Here is a 20,994-nt window from a genome sequence, read left to right on the forward strand (position 1 = left end):
AATCGCCAAAGATAAGCCCTCGCATCGGCCACCATAATCAAGTTGTACGCTGATCGGCCGAAACGAGAGACCAAGGTTTGTCTTTAAACGCTCACCCGCACCGACTTCTCCAGGATGTCCAAACCGCGTTGGGCAGTTTGACTGTCGATAGTCAAGGGAGGAAGAAGCTTGATTACCTGGTCTTCCGCGCCGCATCGCTCTACCACCAGTCCTTGTTCGAAGGCTTGGCGGACGATTTTCTCCGCTAGTTTCCCCGTACGGCAGTCGAGCCCCAACATCATGCCTCTTCCCCGCACGGCAAGTTCAGAACGTTGGTTGCTTTGAGCAACTTCCCGAAGGCGCTCCATGAGCTGGCGTCCTGTTTCGATAACGCCCTTAGATAAGTTTTCATTTGTCCAGTATTTTTGCAAAGCAGCACTTGCCGTCACGAGTGCAAGGTTATTGCCTCTGAAAGTCCCAGTGTGTTCACCTGGCTGCCAAACGTCCAATTCGGATTTGAGCAGCAGAAGCGATAGAGGTAACCCATAACCGCTGAGGGATTTGGATAAAAGCACGATGTCTGGGGATATACCCGCAGACTCAAAACTGAAAAATTCGCCAGTTCGGCCGCAGCCAGCCTGAATGTCGTCAACAATCAGTAGGACGTCGTTCTTTCTGCAGAGCCGCTCAACTGACTGCAGCCAGTCTGTGCTTGCAGGGTTGATACCTCCCTCGCCTTGAACAGTTTCCAGAATAATAGCTGCCGGCAAGTCGACTCCGCTACTACTATCAGCAAGCACCTTATCCAAGTAGTCGGACGTATCGTTGTCGGCTCCCCAGTAGCCGTCGTAGGGCATGAAAACTGCGCCGGCAGGGGTAAGACCTGCTGCATTTCGGAAATATCGATTGCCGGTTACGGCAAGGGCCCCCAAACTCCCTCCGTGATAGCCGTTTGTGAACGAGATTACGTTGTGCCGGCCGGTTGCCTTACGTGCGAGTTTCAAAGCAGCTTCAACAGCGTTGGCACCCGTGGGGCCGGTAAACTGAAATTTGTACGCCAGCCCGCGCGGGCGCAAAATTATATGGTCAAAATTTTTGATAAATTCTCGTTTCGCTGATGTTGCCATGTCTAACGCGTGGACGATCCGATTCGATTGCAGGTATTCCACTGCAGCATTTCGGATGTAGGGGTCGTTGTGACCGTAGTTAAGGGCACTCGCGCCGGAAAGAAAATCAATGAACTCACAACCATTCTCGTCTTCGAGGATGGCTCCTGCCGCCTTTCTGAACACCACAGGGAAGGATCGTGAATATGACCTCACATTTGACTCGAGGGTTTCAAATTCCAGTAGCGAGTTAGAACTACTCTCTTGAGGCATGATCTTCCTCCATAAGAAACTTGCAGAGTCTCATCTGGTCGTGAACTAGTCGAACCGCTCCCGGTCTGCCTTCACTAACCCTTTACAATTGTAGGCTGGCATCCTAGCCGACAACGGCGACCCATTGCACCTACCTGCAAAGGGAGTATCGTCATAGACCGTTTCTTGGTTACAGGCTCAGCGCGTGCCGGATACACGTTTGGCTGCCGTTACTGCCGGACGGCAGCGTTGTGCCCAGTCCAACATCAGCAGTTGCGATATGACCGAAGACAGGTTCCGATGGCCGCCCCGCAACGGCCGGACGCAGGACCACACCCCGAGTTGGTCCTACAATTCGATAATTCCAAGGCTTGCTGCTTTCAAAGCCGCGACCGTTCGGCTACTGACATCCAACTTCCGCGTTGTATTTTTTATGTGAAAATTTACAGTATTCTCAGAAATATCAAGTATCCGCCCTATATCCCATGAAGACTTCCCCCTTGCTACCCAGAGAATACACTCTCTTTCTCTTGGAGTAAGTTCGGGGCATTTTCCCGCAACCCGCTTCGCAAAATCCGCGACACTCAGATGGAAGTGCACAGCCGCAAATTTCAGATATGTAACCATTTTATTCTCGGGCTCGCAGGACGAGGGCCGAGCAAAGCTCATAATCGCAAAACTACCTCCGGGACCGTGCAATGGAACACTGACCCCTGACCTCAAACCGAACGCTGCAGCCTCCTCGAAAAATCGCCGTTCCAGTTCCGTTTTGATCATGTCATTGTGCGCTTCACTCCAACGGAAAGCGTCCGCCTGCTTTCGGCTCTTTTTGATGATGGGATCAATTCTGTCATAGCCCATCTTGGCATAATGATCCTGCCACTCATCAGGATAGCTGACGGCAGGCGGATTGCAGCGGACCATCTTTAGGATTTCATCGCCCGATTGACGATGATAGGCGACCCATGGGAATTCGAGAATCCGAGCAAATGAACACAACAATTCGAAAAGCTTCGGGGATCGAATTAAGCCCTGAGTTTTTTCGAGGAATTGGTAAAATTCAGCTGCATGCGCTTCTTCGATTGATTTAGGGAATTGCATGAGCGGAACCAAAAGAAAGCTGAAAGGATAGGTACCTGTCGGCTCCGCGGCCTCGACAGAATGCATTCACCCAAGTTCTGTAGCTCTGCCGCCGCATCCTTTGCCTCCAAACATCGTCACCGTCGTTACAGAGTTTTCGATGCAGAAACTCCGGCGTTACTGCCGGAAGGGCTACACAACTTGCTCTGACCACGTGTGTTGCTCTTGGACTTGATTCGAGGAGTATCAAGAGCTGTGCCAATTTAGATCCCGGAGCAATTGCCGATGTTAATCAACGATTCGACCGCTTGGGTGCAAGGCTGGACATACCAAGTTTTGTCGTAAGTCGATGAAACCCGACAAAAATAGCCATTGAGCGGCCCATCACTAACAACCATGTTTGACCCATCGCCTCTCCAGTCATCCACGCAAGGGGATGGTGGTGGCGTATCCCCACGTGCTCATTTCCGAGTACGCTTACGATTTTGGGATCAGAACCGCGGATGCCATCTTCGATCCTGTAAAGAGCCGCGATACGCAGCAACGCCTCGTCGACGATAGGCGAGCCCTTCTTCGGCTTTGCCTTGATCAGCTTTCTGGCGCCATGAGCCCACCAGAAAGCGAGCCTCAGCGGATTACCGCGCATGCGGTCTGGCGTAACCAGGTGAGAGTAGCCCCCATAGGCATCGACTTGGATCGCGCCGTTGAATCCGTCTTAATTTCTGCAGCATATTCGCCGTTACGCCCAGGCCGAGCACCCCGCCGGACGGCAAAGATCCGTTCCAGCCGCGGTCGCAGCCCCAGAGATAGCTATTTTCGTCCTGCCGCGCCCCATCCAAACAATGGAGCCGTGGTCTTATCTACATAGAGCCGTCCAATTGGCCATGTCGTCTGTGACCGGGTGCTCCACTCGTGCGCTAACAACACGCGTAATCAAGGGAATCGAGACTGCGCATGCCTTACTGTGTTGCGCCTATTTGTGATCTTATTGCCACGTGACAAGCAGTGAGCAATAGTTCGAACCGGCTAGCTCTGCGTCTTCATGCTTCCAGAAATGATGTCCCTGGCAGCTGAAAGGAACGCATCCATTTGGGTTCTGGTGCCGATGCTGACGCGAATATAATTTTCCAATCCGGAATCGGGAAAGACGGCTACAAGTACGTTCTGCCTAGCCAAAGACGCTTGCCACCATTTGCCATCTTGTGCGGGGGGCACCCGAGCAAGCAAAAAGTTTGTGTGGGACGGGATCACAGAAAAGCCCAATTGAGACAAGGCAGTCGTCGTTCTGTGTCTTTCATGTTTAATATATTTGTGGTTCTCGTGGTAGTCGGCGCGGTGCGAAAGGATACTAATGCCCACCGCATGGCCGATTACGTTCATATTGAAGACATTTTGGAGGTTGCGGAGCCTCTCAATAAGCTCAGGATGACCAAAGCCAAAACCAACACGTATTCCAGCGGCTGCAAAGCCTTTCGAAAATGTTCTCAATATCAGAAGGTTTGAATGGCGATCGACGAGGCGCAGGGCATCATCGGGCGCAAAGTCGACATACGCTTCGTCCACCACTATCAATTGGTCAGATTGCGCGACGAGGCGGTCGATTTCGTCCACGGGAACGAATGTTCCGGTCGGATTGTTCGGATTGGCCAGCAGTATGAATTTTGCATCTCTTGCTGGACCAAGAAGCAGCTGCTCGATCGGCAGAGAATAAGACTCGCCCCATTCGATTTCGAGAAGTCGAGCACCCTGCAACATGGCAAGTTTGCGGTTAAAGGAAAAACCTGGCGATATCATCGCCACGCTATCTCCCGGGTCTAGGAATGCTCTGTAGATGAGCCCGAGCAGCTCAGACGAGCCATTCCCGGCGATCACCTGATCCTGGGAGAGGCCATACGCATTGGCGGCTGCGTCGCGCAAACTCAGATTGTCATCTTCGGGATACAGATAATGCCGTTCGAGGGCCGCCAGCGCACTTTGCATCACCATCATCGGCAACGGAAATGGATTCTCATTCGTGTTTAGTTTAACGCAGTTTGCATCTCGCCCCGGTTGATTGGAGGGTAGCGCATTTAGCTGTCTCGCCACCGGCGAAAGAGCCGAAAGCACGCCCTGCAGCTTTGCATCAGACATATCTTTTCTCCGTTTCAGTAAGCCGGCCGTGAGCGCGTGATCGGCTGTCTCATGCTGAAGCCAACAATAGCATCGGACGTTGGCGCGGCCCGCCTGGGGCTGCAACGACCACCGCGTAGTTAATAGCCAAGGACCGCCGCGGCCGCCTCAAGCCGCCAATGCTTAAGCCTCCGCACTCTCACAATCATGCGTCACTTTGCTCCATTCGCCTTTCGAGGAACTGTTCGATCTCAAACGCCAACGCCGCAGGGTCGTGGCCAACCGTTTCGAGATGCAACTCAGGGCTCTCAGGGGCTCTCAGGGATCTCGTACGGTGAGGAAACGCCGGTGAAATTGGCTATCTTGCCAGCGAACGCCTTCCGATAAAGCCCCTTCGGATCGCGCCGCGCGCATTCTTCGAGCGGCATGTCGACGAAGATTTCGATGAACTCCCCCTCCTCCATCAGTTCGCGAGCCATCCGGCGTTCGCCGCGGAACGGCGAGATCAAGGATACGAGCACGATCAGCCCGGCATCGGCCATCAGCTTAGCGACCTCGGCGACGCGGCGGATGTTCTCGACGCGATCAGACTGGTTGAAGCCTAGGTCGCGATTGAGCCCGTGGCGCACGTTGTCGCCGTCGAGGATGTAGGTGTGCTTACCGCGGGCATGCAGCAACCGGTCGAGCGCATTGGCGATTGTGGACTTGCCGGAGCCGGAAAGTCCGGTGAACCACAGGACGGCTGGCCGCTGGCTCTTCATCGCCGCGCGTGCGCCTTTGTCAACGCCCGTCGCCTGCCAATGCACGTTGTCGGCGCGCCTTGCCCAGCTTTGGCTACCGCTGAAAAGCTTTGTATTGAAGACCCCGGTCGGCCCATAAGCTTTGCGAAAGAACTCGGGAGGATCGACATGGTCGATGATGTCCAGCTCGTTTTCCCAGCACAGCTTCCACCGCAGCTCAGAACGCATGCAAAGACCTCCTTTGGTATTTCTTGCTGCTATTTTGAAGCACGCATTGTTTGATTGAAGCAGCGGTCACCCCGCTGCATGTCGGCTCCGTTGCTCGGGTTCGCGCTATAGCCAGTCCGGACCGTCGAAGGTTTCGCCGTCACTCGCGTCTGAGATCAAGATTCCTAATGCATCATCATGGGAGATTGGTAAAATTAATTGTGTCAATGAAATCATCGATGCTTTGGATGATGAATATACGGGTTTCTTAGGCTTTGACGTGACCTTCCTCCTTGCCGCGTAAGACGACCGCGCAACCCCTTCAGCGGCCGAGAGCAGGGATGAGTTGGACCAGTTGACCCAACATGCGCCTCCCCGTTTACCCACCTATGCCCCGCAGAGCTGTGGCGATAATTGGTCGGCAGCTAGTCCTAACCGCCTGCGCAAAGCTCGCTTCGGCAACCAGCAACGGCGCGAGCGTTTGGTCGCGGCTTCTGATAGAACTTCATCAGGGACGGACGCACGTTCTGTTTCTTGACGCGAGCGATCTACACCTTATTCGCGATCGTCTGCAGTGGCGCTGGTAGACGCGACTTTCACAGCACCATCGCCGCTATCGCTACCGGTCTCGTCTATGCGGCTTAGTAAGCTGTAAATATCTTGCAAAATCTCTTCATCGAAAGTCCGCAACTTCACGATAGTAGCCAACAGCAGAACCGCTTTGGTTTCAGTTTCGCCCCAAAGATAAGGTGCCGCCGGGGCGATAATCTCTTCCGGAGTCGCATCCAAAACCTCACACAGATGAATCAGTCGGCTCACGGTCAAGCGGGATACTCCATTTTCGTACCGGCCGTAGACCTGCTTAGTGATGCCAAGCAAGGGCGCCAGTTTCGAGCGCGGGAGTTTTCGCTTATCGCGGGCTTCGCGAAGGCTGATGCTGATCAAGTTTTCGAGTTCGGCGCTAAGTGCAATCCGTCCGTCAAAAGGTTTTCGATAGACCGGCTTGTCTATGCCTGGATCATCGACTTGTTGCAAACCGAGTTCATTAATCCATTGCTTCAATGATGGTCCTGACATTGCTCCGACTGAGGTAAATGCGCCAGAGCTCTTTACCCGGAAAGTGATGTGCTTGGAACCACCAATGTTTGAATTTCGGTCTCATTTGGCGCAATTTTGTCCACGCGAACCTCACCCGCTTGCTATCGTTCACTCAAATATATCAGTGAGCGCAAGTACATAGATCTAGCCAACACCGAAATCGCTTCACGCAAGGATTATCCAATTGCGCCAAATTGGCTATGAACACCTTCCGGGACGTCGTGTGCGGGCATGGTGGTCTTTTGTCCTGCACGTGGAGACTCTCGGCTCACGGCCAACCAATCACGGCTGCGCGTGTTGGCTGCCCTAGGCGATGCCCTCATAGTACCTCTGAAGGGCGGCAGCCATGAACAGCGAGGTTTGTCTAGCTGCGTTTCCCGTCTCGGCGAGTCGACCCCTTTTCGCGGAACCTGATCCGTGATGTCGAAAGGCTATTTCCGAGCCTAATGGCACAAAGGGATCGGCGCGATGAAACAGAGGCGCGGAGAGGACAGGCTTCGATTTAGTAATTGAAAAAAGCATGCGCGCCGGCAGCTCGAATACCCACATGGCATTGAGCAGGAGAACCCAATGTGGGAGTTAATCACAGACCCTACTGTCGAAGCAAAGCGCATGCAAATAGACTTGGCATCGCTCGTCGACGAATCGCTCGAGCATCGAGCAAGATCGACGCCAACCAACGATCGAATATTGCGCAATCGGCACGTATTGTGTTCAGACGGAAATGCGAGTGAAAAGCTAAGTTGTGAGATTGTGGGTGTCTGCACACCGACGACAGCGCGTCGGCTGCGACACCCGGCTATCACCAATACTGCAACTGGTCGGGGGCGTCATAGACAAACCCAGCTCACTTCACGGTCTCCGCTACATCACTGATACCCCTGTCGCTATCGTCGTCATCGGGGATCATTCGCTGCAGGAGCCGAATAAGATCGCGCGTCGTGCCGTTCGGAAGTCTCCTGAGAACCCGAGCCAGTGTGAGACAATCCTCGGCCTCCTCCGATGTACGGCCCCAAAGATGTGGCGCAGCTTCAAAGATCATATCGATAGGCATAAAGCCAAGAATCTCACACAGATGGATCATCCGGGTAACAGTCATTTTGGAAAATGCCCGCTCGTAGCGTCCGTATACAGGGATGGACAGACCAAGCATTGGAGCAACGTCCGCACGAGACAGGCCTTGCGCTTCGCGTGTCTTTTTCAGGAACGCGCTGATCAATTCCTCCATGTGTCCCAGGGATGTAATTTTGCCGTCGAAACCTGGCTTTCGACAGATCGGCTTGTCAACCTCCGGATCGGCGGTGCTGACGAGGCCTCTCGAACTTCTGTAGCTTGTTAGATCTTCCGTCACCGCACGTCCCTGTTTTCCTGCCACTCGTTGTAGGCGTGCGCCAACTGAGCGGATTTGAACCACTTGTCATCGCCACACTACAACCGTTTTAAATACCCATTTTGGGCATTTTTTGCGTTATAGCAAATATTTGAGGGTTTAGCCAAATTGCTTCAGGAATGCATGCAAAACAGGCGCTGAGACCGGTCGCCCAGTTCCGTGAAAGATCTGTTGCTATGGCCGCACCCGCCACTGAATCATCTAGGTTAGCGTCGAATTTGAGCGAAAATTCACATTCAATGCTCAACATCTTCTAAGCCGTCATCGTTGAGGACGATAAAAAATAATTTCGAAAACCGATCCATTTCCCCGTCCCAGGATATCCCATTTGGCTAGCTGGGAAAGCTCCGCCGTGCTGGAGATCACCCAGCCAAGAACCCATATCGGTTACCGCTCCCGCAAGCGTGTAGGTTCGAAATTCCCCCTCCTTCAACCAAGCTATCGAAGGAGAGCGCTGCATATCCACCTGCTCCGACCTTTTAGTCCGCTAGCAAAAGGCGGTCGGGGACCGACTTCTCGAAGCGGTTTCCTGCCGGCCGACTAGGGCTACGGCAGCGCCGAAATCCTCGCCAAGCCGGTCGAGTCTAAGGCTTCGGCAACATCGCGCCGAAGAGCAACAGGAAGGGCTCAGTCCTCTTCTCCGCTGGGTCTATCGGCAGCGTAACCTCGTGAAGCGTCAAAAGCATTGGTTCGACCGCAATTGACGCAAAGATAACAGTCGCGTGCGATCGCGCACATTGACAGGTTGGCATGATGCAAGTGCCGACGTGCATTGTGAGCTCGACCCAATTCACTCCCAATGCTGGGTCGGCCTTCGGACGGATCGCTCGCAAGGTTGACGGCGTTCACATACTAGGCGGAGTGGCACAATCTACGACTCCCGACACACGGTGAGCACCGGAAGGCGCCTTCTGCCGCCATTGAACCATTCACTAACAATGCTCTGGTGGTACACCAATTGCTTGTAAGAGCCCAGATCTCTGCCGGCAATGGTTCCGGTCCAAGCTCCAGTGGTTACTATCGACGATGACCAACACTTTTAGATGTAAGGCCCATCTTCGCCCATGTCGTACCCTACGAACGGAGCTCGTCAGCGATCATCACGCGCGGCGGCGTGCAGCCGATCCAAAGAGCTTTGTCACGAGCCACTGCTCAGCGCGGGAGCCTCTTCGGCTTTGGATCAAGACGTCGAGAGCAATGCCATTCTGGCCGACAGCGCCGCCAGAGCCAATGTTTTTCGCACGCGATCGAAATAACCGAATTCGTCCAGATGTCATGTCGCCGCGAATGGGACTGCTTCGAGGGATTCCAGCGGGAGATCGCCTTGCCGAGTTAGGGCTCCCACTGGCACGCGGGTTCATTGGTGACGCCGGTGCCGCATGTTGGCCGCCGCACCCCGCTAAACTTAACGGCGCCCTGGAACCTGAAGAGACACAGCGAAATTGGCCTTTTGTTTGGCACCGGTTGGACTAGGCCCGATGTTCGTTTTCGTCTCAAAAGTGGAGATGCGATATGATTTCGAATCACCAAGCCGACGTCGTTTGTGATAGCGACAAGCTCATCGAGCATGCGCTGCGAGCTGCCATGGATAGTGCTCTAAGTCCGGCTGCGCCGGCTCACCTGCGTGGAGCGCTAGACGCGGCAGTGTTTCCAGGTGGCTCCCGGATGCGCCCCAAGCTCTGCTTGAAAGTCTCCTATGTGTGCGGCGAAAGACATCCTGAGCTGGCGACAAGAGCCGCGGCAGCAATTGAATTGCTACACTGTGCCTCGTTGGTGCATGACGACTTGCCTTGCTTCGATAACGCCGCGCTACGCCGCGGCAGACCGACGGTGCACCGGCTTTTCGGAGAGCCTATCGCCGTTTTGGCTGGCGATGCCTTGATTGTGATGGCTTTCAAATACCTCAGCCTGCAGGCTGCGCTAACACCTGAGTTGGGCGCGCGCATGATCGAGGTGGTTGCGGAGGCGGTCGGCCCCAGTCACGGACTGATCGCCGGACAGTCGATGGAGGCAATGACGCACGTCCCAATCGACCGCTATCACCATTACAAGACCGGCTCCCTCTTTGTCGCAGCGGCCACGTGCGGTGCCCTGGCAAGTGATGTTGATCCGGCCCCATGGTCTAAGGTGGGGGAATTGCTCGGGCATGCGTATCAGATCGCCGACGACATCGCAGATACAGTCGGTCGCGCCGAAGTGCTTGGCAAATTGCCTGCCGTGGACACGCAGCTGAAGCGGCCCAGTATCGTTCGCGGCGAAGGATTGGACAGCGCAGCCGCCAGATTTTACGCGTATCTCGAACAGATAGGTGACACCGTTCCTGCCAGCCCTCACAAACGGTCCTTCGTTAACTGGCTGAATCATGCACTTTGCAAAGGCGTGGCGGGACCGGGAAAAGCCGGGCTAATTCAACAAGCGGCGCTGGATTGCGCACCTTTATGAGCTCCGAATTCCGTTACGCATAACCTAGCTAACCGGCGGCATCATTACCGCTTCATCGTCAACAGCTGCCTCATGAACACTTCGTTCCCTGTATCGAACCCGTGGGCCAGGTGGATTAGAGGTCTAGCTTTAGCGTTAACGGTTTTTGCAACCAGCTAGGCGCCGGCCGACACGAGCGAGCGACGACGGCATCATCCAGCTGGCGGATGCGCGGAGGGCAACAAGCGCGCCTGGCGCAACGTCGCCAGATTAGGTGAGCCGGTGCAAAAGCAGGCGACGGCCAACTGGCGGATGACGACCTCGAAATGCGCGACGACCGCTTCGGTCGATACCGTAGCCGCTGGCAGCACGCCGGCTGCCTGCCCGGCGATGTCCGCGCCCAGGCGAATGGCCTTGGCCACGTCGACGCCATCGCGGATCCCGCCGGACGCGATAAGCTTCACCGTTGGCAGCGCCCGACGTACCGCCTGCAAACTGGCCGGTGTCGGGATCCCCCAATCGGCGAACGCCATCGCCACTGCACGGCCGGCGGCATCGCGGGCGCGCTCGCCCTCCACCGCGGCCCAACTGGTGCCGCCCGCTCCGGCGACATCAATCACCGCAACACCCGCCTCGACGAGCGCGCAGGCCACCGAGGCGGACAGGCCCGACCCCACTTCTTTGGCCACGATCGGCACGCCCACGCTACGCGCGGCGCGAGCCATCTGCGCCAGGACGCCGCGCCAGTCGCGGTCGCCATCCGGCTGTAGCGCTTCCTGCAGCGGATTGAGATGGACGATCAGCCCATCAGCCTCCAGCGCATCGACAGCCCGGCGCGCCAGATCAAGGCCGTCGGCCTCACGCAGTTGCGCGGCGCCGATATTGGCCAGCAAGGGAATGTCAGGCGCCAGGCGGCGAAGCGCGCGCGTCAGTCCCTGGGAATTGCGCGATTGCAGGCTCACGCGCTGCGAACCGACGCACATGGCGATCCCCAAGGCTTGCGCCGCCTCGCTCAGATGCCGATTGATGGCCTCGGCGCGTGGCATTCCGCCGGTCATGGAACTGATCAGCAGCGGCGCACGCATGGGCTTGCCTAACAGCGAGGTGCGCAGTCCGATCTGCGTCAGGTCCAGCTCGGGTAGTGCGCAGTGTTCGAACCGGATTTGCTCCCAGCCGGCGGCGACCGTGGCTGGCGCCGTTCGCCGATTAAGCACGAGGTCCAGATGGTCGTCCTTGCGCCGGGTCAGGGCGTCGTCGCACATGCTCGCTTGATCCGCCGTATTGGGCGTTGGCGTTGCGTCGGATCGGACCGAGGGCGCTGCGCGCACGCCGCCGCCTCCCGCGCGTTCACGCCGGCGCACGCTGGCCTCCCCCCGCAGCATCGTTGCCGTAGCGGCTGATCGAGGTCTCGTAGTACTTCGCGCGAATGGCCGCCATGGCCTCGATTAACGGTCCCCATGGCGCAGGAAAGCTTTCCTCCACCATCACTCGGTGCAGCATGCGCTCATGGCCGGCCAGCTCGTCGTTGAGGAAATCCTCCACAGGCATAGCCGGATAACGCTGCAGGAGCAGGATGGCAGCGTTGTCGGCCTCTCCCGCCGACCTATCCTTGGCGCGTCCATGCAAATCGTTCTGCAGGCGCCCTATCGTGGAGATGAGCCGCAGTACCTGGCGAAACGCCGGACGCGCGCGCAGGGTCGCCATGTCCAGCCCCCAAAGCAACGACAGGCAACAGAACACGTTCGCGTAGGCGATCGAATCGATGGAATTGTGCAAGTATTCGGCGTAAGACCAGCGTTGCGCCCCCGCCGCCTGCGCGTGACCGGCGCGAAGCGCCGCGCAGTAGCACCGGGTATCGTTAAGAAGCGCAGTATAGTCGCGCCTATCGTAGGCGAGCGCGGCCAGGGAAGCGCGCAGCACAGCGCAGCCCTCGAACCCGGGGAGCGCGCATGGCACGCCCTGCCCCAGCGCCTGCTCCACCGCGGCCAGCTGCTCTGGCGCGATCAGGCCAAGGTCGTTGCAATCGTCGAGCCAAAACAGTAGCGCCAACTCGCGATAAAACGCCACGATCAGCTTTTCGTCCTGCGGATCCCGGCCGGTGCGGGCGCTGGTATCGTGCAGGCTCGGTTGGATACGCTGCAGGATGTACTGTCCGCCCCTAACTGCTTCCACGGCATGCTCGTCGGCGAATCCGATCAGGGAACGCCCCCACTCCAGTACTTGCTGCAGCGCGCTTTCGGTCGGGATCATTGCGCTATTCCTCCTGCTCCCTCGGCCGGGATGCGCCGCCCCCAACGAAGAGCCAGCCACAAGCCGGCGAGTTCGATCACGCGCACGACCCGGGTCGGGCAATACAATTCCTTGCCGATCCACAGCGGCGTCTGCGGCAATTCATGCGCCTCATGGCGAGCGAGCATCCACTCCAGCGCGTGCGCGACCGCCAGCGCGATGCGGGCGCGCCCTGTCGGCTCTTCGCGCCCATCCATCACGTGCAAGGCGAACAGCGCATAGGCGGTTTCCTCAAATGTTGACGCGCGACCGGCGCCCCAGCCGCCGTCGTCGCGCTGCGCCTGCAACAGCGCCGCCAGCGCGCGCTCGTCGCGCCACTGGGGCGCGCCTTGCGCGAGCGCAGCGATTGCATGCGCGGTGGGATACAGCCACGAAACGTGCCATTTTTCGTTGTCCCATAGACCGTCCGGGTTGCGATTGGCCTCAAGGTAAGCGCTGGTGCCGGCGGTGGGCTTTCCCAACAGTCTGAACGCATGCAGGGCGTGGATGTTGGTGGACACCGAGGCATTGCGCTCGCCGGGAAAGGTAACGAACAGCCCGCCGATTTCGAAATGGCGCAACGCGTCGGCAGCCGGGTTGCGTCCTGCTAGGCGCAGGATGCACAACGCAACGGCGGTGTCGTCCGCATCGGCCGCGAAGTGCAAGGCCGGACCCAGACCGCGCACGCCCAGACAGGCATCGAGCTGCGCGACGATCACGCCTACCGCCTCGGCGAGCGCGGGATGCGAAAACAACCCGGCCAGATGCAGAGTGTACAGCGACCAGCACGGCTCGAACACGTTGATCGGCCAGACGCTGGGAACGACACCTTCGATGCCGCTGCGCGCCGCGCGCGATGCGGCCTGAAGATACCTGTCGGCACGCCCAACCTGTGGCGCGCTCGCCTGTGTGAGGGCGTGCGCACGCCACGCGGCGGTTGCCGCCGGGCTGATGCCGATGCTGCCGTCGTCGTCCAGGGATGCCGTGGTCGGCGACGTCCCCCAGGCTTCCCAGGAGTGCAACAACGGATGGCCGCTCGGCAGCGGTCCCACCGTCCCCAACTTGGCCAGGCACGCCTGCCGCAATGGCAACAGCGCCGGGTAGCGCGGAAACACCACGTCGTCCACCAAGGATGTAGCCTCGCCGGAGATCTGCGGCAGGATCAGCTCCGCGCCTACCGGCGCGTCTTCCGGCACCGCATCTGCGTAGGGATCCGGCTGGCGCTCGAGGAACCGCGTTGCAGCCTGAACTGCGTCCGCAGCGCCGGGAAGAGGATCGGCACGCTGCAATGCAAGCAACGCCGCCCACGTGGGTGCATGGCGGAACAGTGGGAAGTCAGCACTTCCCCACCCGCCATCCGCCTGTTGCTGCGCCATGAGCCACGCGTATGCGTTCTGCCGACCGGTGACGTTGCCGCGGAAGTGCAAAACGCGCGCCGTGTCGTAAACGGAGGGACTGACGCTGCCGCCATCGCGCGTGTCGTTCAGCAGGTGGCGCAATTCAGAAAGGATCTGTTCGGACAGCGCATTCATGCGGGATGTTCCCTCTGCAGGCAGTTGACGAGAAGCAGGATGGGGCGGACGCCGGGCACCGCCGCGGGCCCGTCGCGGCGAAGCGCACCTATGCTGACGGCGGTCCGCCGGACAGCGCGGCGGACCGCGGTGGGCAACCGCTGCGATCTGCGCCGTGGAATCGGACACAATGTAGCATCTAGCGCTGCCGCCGACCGATCGCAGCGGGGTGACGGCTTCCTCGGCCTCGGGCCATAGGCGCGCTGCATGCAGCTCCGTGATCGGCACGCCGGTTGCATTCTTCTCCGCCACATGCTTGCCGGGGGCTCGCCCAGCGTCGCGTCATCCGCTGGCGTGTCATCCTCGACCACCTACGATACAAGGCCGAAACAGGCGCGATAGCGATCCAGCGCGCGGAACAGCGTAACGCGCGGCATCCTCCGCGACGGCGCATAGCGCGACCATGCGTACGGACGCGCGCACCGGCACTCCGCCGCACGCCTGCGCGCCCAATCCGTCGAACGGGGAAACGCCAGTTCGGTCGTCGTTTAGCGTGGAACCCGTCTGCATGTTGTTCATCTCCTTGTACGTGACAGAGAATGTCGCGGCGAGCGGCGAGCCGCGGTGTTGCCGGCGTCGCACCGGGCGCGCGCGCCGAGTGCAGCATTGCCGCCCATCGCCGGCGCCGCTGCCTCTTGACACGGGGCAGACGATCCTAGCTCATGAGAATCCGATGCGGATCGTCATGGACGGATGTGCGGTCGGGTAATAGCGCCGGCCATTTTCGACGCCGCTCATCAACCGCGGCCGCACCCCGGCCTCATGCATGGTCAATGCCAAGGCGATGCTGAACTGCACCAGCTCCAGCCATACTAGATGATAGCCCATGCAGACGTGTGGGCCGGCACCGAACTGCAGCATGTCCACCGGCCGGATCGGCTCCGGGCGTTGCAGCCACCGTCCCAGACGGAACTGATCAGGCGCTTCGTGCAGCAGCGCCGAGGTCGAGAAATGCAGCAGTGGGATGCACAAATGAGTGCCCGCAGGAATGCGCCGCTGGCCGAGTTGTAATTCCTGCATCGCGCGACGCGGTACGAGCGAGGAAGCCGGATGCATTCGTAGCGTCTCCCGAAACAGTGCCTCTGCGACCGGACATTGCGCCAGGTCCTCGTGCCCGGTCGGCACCGCGCCCACGCGTTGGGCCTCTTCGACCAGGGCGTCCCACAGCTCTGGCTGCTGCGCCAGCTCGATCACCGTCCAGGCCATCGTTGAGGCGGAGGTCTCGTGGCCGGCAAGCAGCAGCAAGCGGATATTGGCGACCAGGACGTCATCGGAGAGCGCGCCGTCGCTGCGATCGAAGGCGCTCACCATGTCGTTGATCAACCCGGTGCGCGCGGCGCGCGCGCGCGCGTCCCGGATGAACTGGCGCGACTGCGCGTCGATCCAATCGCGGGCGGCGCGGCCGCGCCGCAATGGCATCCCCGGCAGGTCGATCGGGGGCGCGACCATCAATTGTAGCAGTTGCCGGTACTTGCGATGCCACTCCGACAGGTCTTGGGCGGGGATGCCCATGAGACTGAAGGTGAGTTTAAGCATCAGGTTGCGGGTGTCTGGCAGGATAGCGACTTCACCGCGGTCGCGCCACGCCTTGACCTGAGCCCGAATAATTGGTTCGAACAGCTCGCCGATGCCGGCCTCGGTCAGACCCCTGGGCAGAAACGCCGCCTTTATCCCATCGCGCGCCTGCCGGTGCGCGCTACCGTCCAAAGTGACCAACGTTCCGCCAAGGATGTCGGGCGCCATCTCTTCGATCAGTGCCGAGGACACTTCCTTGTGCCGGAGCAATGCGAGCGCATCCGGATCCAGGCATGTCATCAGGTGTCCGGCCGGGCCGAAATCCAGCCAGAAGTGGCTGCCTAGCGTCCTTTCGGCGCGCCGCAGCAGGCGCGGCAGATCGCAGACGATGGCGGGAAGATGCCCGACCAGGGGGAAAGCGCCAGGCATGACCGGGATGTCGTCCCGTAGCCGGTGCCAGCGGTTCAGCGGGTTGAGCAGCATGTCCATCAACAGTGCGACGTTGCGGCTGCTTCGGCGGCGTCACCGGCCGGCAGAGCCGCGCTGTTGCCACCGTCGGCGTAGGTTGGAACATGCGACAACATGCCGCCGTCGATACACAACACCTGGCCGGTGATGAACGCAGCCTCGTCGGAGAGCAGGAATGCGACCAGCGCGGCTACGTCCTCGGGGCGGCCGACGTGCGGCAGGAGCTGGTGCCGGTGTAGATGCCGTTGCATGCACTCGTCCAGCTTGGCGAAGAGGCGTTCCGTCATGATAAGACCTGGCGCAACCGCGTTGCAGCGGATCTTCGCGTGTCCGTACTGGGTGGCAAGCGAGGCCGACAGCATGTTCATTGCGGCCTTCGACGCGGCGTAGGACGTCAGTGCGGTGTCGCCGCTGAGCCCTTGGCACGATGACATGTTCACGATCGCGCCACCACCGCGGGTGATCATTTGTGGGATGGCCTGCCGGCAGCAGAGGAGCGTGCCGCGCAAATTGGTCGCCATGGTCTTGTCCCAGACCGCCACGTCCAGGTCGAGGATCGCGCGGTCGTGCGGGGTCAAATGCATGGCGCTCGCATTGTTCACAAGCACGTCTACCCCACCGAAGCGCCGCTTCGCCGTTTGGAAAAGCTCTGCCACCGCCTGCGCATCTGCGATGTCCATGGCCACGGCCAGCGCTTGGCCCGCTTCGGCTGCGATCTGTGCGGTGCAGGCGATGGCAGCGGGGCCATCAATGTCGGCCACCACCACTCTTCCGCCCTCGCGTGCGATGGCGAGGGCGCATGCCTTGCCGATCCCGGCGCCGGCGCCGGTCACCACGGCCACCTTGCCTTTAAATCGTTCCATCATGTTCTCCTGGATTGCGTAGGTCTTTCGCTGCATGTCGCTCAGCGTCTGCCTGAGAGGGCGTAGGGCCGGGGTTGGTGCAGTGGTTATCGCCGGCTTCGCTTTCGATCACCCGAATGGCAGCGACCGGGCACTGGCTTTCTGCTAGCCGTACGGCGGCGTGCAGCGCCTGCGGGACCGTCGCCATGCACACTTCGGCCACGCCGTCCGGTTCGCGCTGACGAAAGGCGCCCGGCAGCGTCAACACGCACTGACCAGTGGTTCCGCACAGGTCCTGGTCGACCACGACGCGAACCTCAGCCGCCGCCTGCGCGTGCAGCCGCACCGGCAGCGCGCGGAACGTCCTAAGGAACGCTGAGGGCTCCCGGGTCGGCTGCTCGGCCAAGGCCAACGTGGGAAAGCGCGCCTGGATCTGCGGCAGGCTCTCGGCCAGCTGCACCCTGGCGAGTTGCGCACCTAGGCAGAAGTGGATGCCGTGGCCGAAGCTCAGCATAATCTTTCCGTCGTTCGACATGCCAGGCCTGGTGCCGTAGAACCGCACCGGATCGAATCGGTCGGGATCAGCGAAAGCGTCCGGGTCGCGATTGCCGGCCGCGATCAGCACGCGCACGTCCGCGTCCTTCGGGATCACCACGCCACGCAATTCGATGTCGCGCTGGGCGATACGCGGAATGGAGCTGAACATGGCGGGCGCCTCGCAGCGCAGTACTTCTTCCACGAATGCCTCCACCCCTGCGGCGTCTCCCTGCAGCCAGTGCCGCTCCTCGGGGTAGGCCAGCATCGCCAGCACCGCATGGTCGATAGTCGCAGCAGTGGTGGCGAAACCGCCCAGCAACATGCCCCACAGCATGCTGATCAACTCCGCGTCCGAAAGCGTGTCGGCATCGTCGCTGTGTGCGCCGACCAGTGTCGACACGATGTCGCGGCAGGGATCGGCGCGCTTGCGCAATATGAGGTCGCCGAAATAGGCCTTCACCCTGGCGCTGGCCACGTCCGCCGCGGCGAGCTGTGGATCGCTGGCGTGCGGGCTCAGGCCTTCTAGAATGGCGCTGACGATCGCTGAGAGCTCGAAAATGTCTTCTTGGGGCATGCCGAACAATTCAGCGAAGACAAGCATGGGCAAGGCCAGTGCGAATTCCCGATGCAGGTCCACCGCCTCTCCTCGCTCCAGTGCGGGCGCCATGCCATCCAGGCGGGCTGCGACGATGCGCGCGATGCTCGGGCGCAGGTTGTCAATATGGCCCACGGTGAAATCGCGCGAAATCAGCCGGCGCAGACGCGTATGCGTCGGTGGTTCCTTCATGGCTAGCGTGGACGCCAGCAGATTGAGCGACAGGCTGCTCGCCGCACGCGGAAAATAGCGCGCCAGTTCGGATGGCGCCGGTCCCCGAAACGCATCGCCCGTGGCCTTGAACGCCCAGTAGATGTCGGCGTGGCGGCTCAACAGAAAGATGCCCGACGCCGCGCGGTGCACCGGATCGTGCTCTTGCAACCACCGCATGAACGGGTACGGGTCTTGGATGCATGCTGGCGACGCCAGCTCGGCGAAGGCGTCGTGGCATGCTGCCTTGGTTTCTTGCACGTCCATCTTGGTTACCTGTCGGGTGGCTGATCTGACCGGCGCGCGCCAGGCGCCCTCAAATGAGAAAATTGCGATACCGGGCGGCGTCCGCACCAGATCACCGGCATCTCCTCGAACCCGCCGGTGATGATCTCCTTGCGCAACTTCAGTTCTTCGGGCGCCACGGCCAGGCGCAACGCGGGAAAGCGCTGGAAGATCGAACCGAATACGGCCTTCAGTTCCAGCCTGGCCAGCGCCGCCCCGATGCAATTGTGCTGCCCGTAGGAGAACGCCAGGTGGGGATTTGCGTCGCGTCCGATGTCGAAGACTTCCGGGTCTTTGAAATGGCGCGGATCAAACGAGGTCGCCGGCAGGCCGACCAGTACTTTGCTCTCCGCGGGTATATGCACGCCTGCGATGGTGACGTCGGTCCGGGGATAGCGCATGATGCCGTCCCAGCCCGCACCAGGCGAATACATGCGCAGTATTTCCTCCACCGCCTTGTCCACCAGGGACGGATCGCGGACCAGGCGTTCGCGCTGTTGCGGATGGCGAAACATGGCCAGCAGGCCGAATTCGATCTGCGCGACGGTGCTCTCGTGCCCCGCCACCAGCACGCCCGCCGCGAGGCCGATCGCCTCTTCCTCGGTCGCTTTGCCCTGGTCGACCGCGGCGAGCAGATCCGTCAGCAGGTTATCGCCCGGATCCTGTCGCTTGCCCCGTATTTTGCCGTGAATGTAGGCGCGGAGCTCTTCCCAGGCCAGGCCCGACGCGCTGCGCGGGCCGCTTTCATGCTGGTGCGTCATCACCTCGTCGGAGAGTCCTGCGAAAAAGGCGTGTTCCTCGAAGGGCACGCCCATCAGCGCGCTGATTACCTTGGCCGGAAGCGGAAAGGAGACATGGCGTCGCAAGTCTGCGGGCTGGGGCTGAACCGCCAGCGTATCGAACAACTGCACGGTGATCGCCTCGACCTGCTGCGTAAGCAGCTTCACCCTGCTGTTGCTGAAGGCCGGCGCCACGATCGTGCGTAACCGAGCATGCTCGTCCCCTTCGTGCGAGACCAGCCATCCCGGCGAACCGAGAATGACCGAATCCGGGGTGAAATCCGCCGGAGGCATTCCCGCGGGCCGGAATGCCGCGTCAGACAGCACCGCCTTGGCCTCGTCATAGCCTGTCACCCACCAGCATTCGTGCCCGGACGGAAGGCGCACGCGGTGGATCGGACCTTTGGCACGTAGCGCCAACATCTCGGGCGAGGGCTCGATGTGATCGACCCGCCACATCGGCAGCGCCGGCAAGGATTGTTCGGACATGGTGACGCTTTACTCTCTGAGCCTGGAAGGGGCGGAAGATGATGGGCAGACTGCGGGCAGCAAATGAGTTAAGACAGCGCGTAGACGACGTCCTCTGCGGCGATTACCAGCGCCAGATCCTCCGACCGCACGAACGGCGGGGGGAAGGCACTTCCCAATTCCGGGCGCGCCAGCGCAGCGCCCAGGCACAGATACAGCCCTTAGCCGAGCGGCAGGTGCAGCCGGTTGAAATCGAACATGTCGGTATCGCCATAGGTCGCCCGACCGTAGGAATTGGCGCAGCAGGTTCGACCGCACCCACCTACCGACCCGTCCGCAAACATAACTTCCAGACCAGTCCCACACCCCCGGCTTCCCTCCTGGCTCAAGGTCTGCCGCTTTGGCTGTACCGCCCGCGACGTGGGCGATCGTTGTGGCTCGCAAATGAAGAACTCTAGATCGCATCCAACACTCCTGAGATTTTCCCCGGTCACAACGGAGCCACTATCATTGCCACAGCAAACCATCGGGACCTCGCGAACAGCGACGCACCGCCCGAAGACCATCGCGCTGCGATTGGCGACATACCGTGACCAGAGCAAATCGCGTGCCGAGGTGAATTCGTGGGCTCAGCGGGCATTTCGTAGCAGCGCGTAGTGTCAAGCTCCCGCCATTCAGTCGCAATGCCGACAACCGCTGAGTACATGCCTGACAAAAGCCTGCTCTAACGCGGGTCTGCGTCCGATAGTCGGCGACCTGCATTGGGATGTCCCCGCGTGAGCATTCTGATTGAAGCGATTTGCGCCCATGCGGTTGCGCTTTCGATCGATTTCTCCCAATCCTTGGCGAGACGGCGGCAGCGTCCAAGCCAGGCGAAAGTCCTTTCCACCACCCATCTCTTGGGCAGGACGACGAAGCCCTTGGCGTGATCCGAACGCTTGACGATTTCGATCGTCCAGTCACCATGGCCGCACATTGCTCGCCTCAACTTGGCTCCGGCGTAGCCACCATCGGCGAAGATGTGGCGCAGCCACGGAAAACGGCGGCGGATCGCCTTGAGGACATGGGGTGCGC

The 20,994-nt window shown here is 60.0% G+C and carries 15 protein-coding genes and 3 pseudogenes; 1 reads left to right on the top strand and 17 read right to left on the bottom strand.

Annotation, left to right across the window (positions count from 1 at the left end; genetic code table 11):
- Positions 1-83 precede the first annotated feature (83 nt).
- The 8 genes and pseudogenes from ectB to B5E41_RS28130 all read right to left on the bottom strand — a co-directional run bounded on the left by ectB (position 84) and on the right by B5E41_RS28130 (position 7,922).
- On the bottom strand, positions 84-1,358 hold the full coding sequence (gene ectB, locus B5E41_RS28100; protein ID WP_088396961.1) for a diaminobutyrate--2-oxoglutarate transaminase: 1,275 nt from the start codon (positions 1,356-1,358) through the stop codon (positions 84-86).
- 327 nt (positions 1,359-1,685) lie between these two features.
- Complete coding sequence (locus tag B5E41_RS28105) at positions 1,686-2,504, bottom strand: LuxR family transcriptional regulator (RefSeq protein ID WP_088396962.1); 819 nt, start codon at positions 2,502-2,504, stop codon at positions 1,686-1,688.
- A gap of 400 nt (positions 2,505-2,904) precedes the next feature.
- Positions 2,905-3,290 (bottom strand): annotated as a pseudogene (locus B5E41_RS28110) (IS66 family transposase); the annotation flags it as partial.
- A gap of 153 nt (positions 3,291-3,443) precedes the next feature.
- Positions 3,444-4,547: a histidinol-phosphate transaminase gene (hisC, locus tag B5E41_RS28115; RefSeq protein ID WP_088396963.1), complete on the bottom strand. Its 1,104-nt coding sequence runs from the start codon at positions 4,545-4,547 to the stop codon at positions 3,444-3,446.
- A gap of 184 nt (positions 4,548-4,731) precedes the next feature.
- Positions 4,732-5,347, bottom strand: a pseudogene (nodQ, locus tag B5E41_RS28120) (bifunctional sulfate adenylyltransferase/adenylyl-sulfate kinase NodQ); the annotation flags it as partial.
- Between the two features lie 54 nt (positions 5,348-5,401).
- A pseudogene (locus B5E41_RS32610) lies at positions 5,402-5,494 on the bottom strand (adenylyl-sulfate kinase); the annotation flags it as partial.
- A 534-nt stretch (positions 5,495-6,028) separates the two neighbouring features.
- Positions 6,029-6,535: a helix-turn-helix domain-containing protein gene (locus tag B5E41_RS28125; RefSeq protein ID WP_063856477.1), complete on the bottom strand. Its 507-nt coding sequence runs from the start codon at positions 6,533-6,535 to the stop codon at positions 6,029-6,031.
- 883 nt (positions 6,536-7,418) lie between these two features.
- The gene (locus B5E41_RS28130) at positions 7,419-7,922 is read right to left on the bottom strand and encodes a helix-turn-helix transcriptional regulator (protein ID WP_088396964.1); all 504 of its coding nucleotides are present in this window, start codon (positions 7,920-7,922) and stop codon (positions 7,419-7,421) included.
- Positions 7,923-9,473: 1,551 nt separating this feature from the next.
- Between B5E41_RS28130 and B5E41_RS28135 the strand changes: the two genes are divergently transcribed.
- Positions 9,474-10,403, top strand: coding sequence for a polyprenyl synthetase family protein (locus tag B5E41_RS28135; protein WP_088396965.1), 930 nt, complete (start codon positions 9,474-9,476; stop codon positions 10,401-10,403).
- Positions 10,404-10,594: 191 nt separating this feature from the next.
- On the opposite strand, the gene fni is transcribed toward B5E41_RS28135, so the two are convergent.
- The 9 genes from fni to B5E41_RS28180 all read right to left on the bottom strand — a co-directional run.
- Positions 10,595-11,644 (bottom strand): type 2 isopentenyl-diphosphate Delta-isomerase, encoded by a 1,050-nt coding sequence (gene fni / locus B5E41_RS28140; protein ID WP_088396973.1) that lies wholly within the window; start codon positions 11,642-11,644, stop codon positions 10,595-10,597.
- Positions 11,645-11,729: 85 nt separating this feature from the next.
- Complete coding sequence (locus tag B5E41_RS28145; RefSeq protein ID WP_088396966.1) at positions 11,730-12,632, bottom strand: terpene synthase family protein; 903 nt, start codon at positions 12,630-12,632, stop codon at positions 11,730-11,732.
- Entirely contained in the window at positions 12,629-14,182 is a 1,554-nt protein-coding gene (locus B5E41_RS28150; protein ID WP_088396967.1) for a hypothetical protein, read from the bottom strand. Before B5E41_RS28150 ends, B5E41_RS28145 begins: the two co-directional genes overlap by 4 nt.
- Positions 14,183-14,881: 699 nt before the next feature.
- The gene (locus tag B5E41_RS28155; protein WP_088396968.1) at positions 14,882-16,225 is read right to left on the bottom strand and encodes a cytochrome P450; all 1,344 of its coding nucleotides are present in this window, start codon (positions 16,223-16,225) and stop codon (positions 14,882-14,884) included.
- Positions 16,225-17,067, bottom strand: coding sequence for an SDR family oxidoreductase (locus B5E41_RS28160; protein WP_088396969.1), 843 nt, complete (start codon positions 17,065-17,067; stop codon positions 16,225-16,227). The genes B5E41_RS28155 and B5E41_RS28160 overlap by 1 nt, the downstream gene beginning before the upstream one ends.
- Entirely contained in the window at positions 17,054-18,655 is a 1,602-nt protein-coding gene (locus B5E41_RS28165) for a cytochrome P450 (RefSeq protein ID WP_088396970.1), read from the bottom strand. Before B5E41_RS28165 ends, B5E41_RS28160 begins: the two co-directional genes overlap by 14 nt.
- 5 nt (positions 18,656-18,660) lie before the next feature.
- On the bottom strand, positions 18,661-19,941 hold the full coding sequence (locus B5E41_RS28170; protein WP_088396971.1) for a cytochrome P450: 1,281 nt from the start codon (positions 19,939-19,941) through the stop codon (positions 18,661-18,663).
- A 200-nt stretch (positions 19,942-20,141) separates the two neighbouring features.
- Positions 20,142-20,264: a hypothetical protein gene (locus tag B5E41_RS32615; RefSeq protein ID WP_280950645.1), complete on the bottom strand. Its 123-nt coding sequence runs from the start codon at positions 20,262-20,264 to the stop codon at positions 20,142-20,144.
- Between the two features lie 380 nt (positions 20,265-20,644).
- Positions 20,645-20,994, bottom strand: a 350-nt coding sequence (locus B5E41_RS28180; protein ID WP_141098820.1) for a transposase, incomplete at its 5' end; no start/stop codon positions are given.

This window comes from Rhizobium esperanzae, from assembly GCF_002204185.1.
Lineage (GTDB): Bacteria > Pseudomonadota > Alphaproteobacteria > Rhizobiales > Rhizobiaceae > Rhizobium > Rhizobium esperanzae.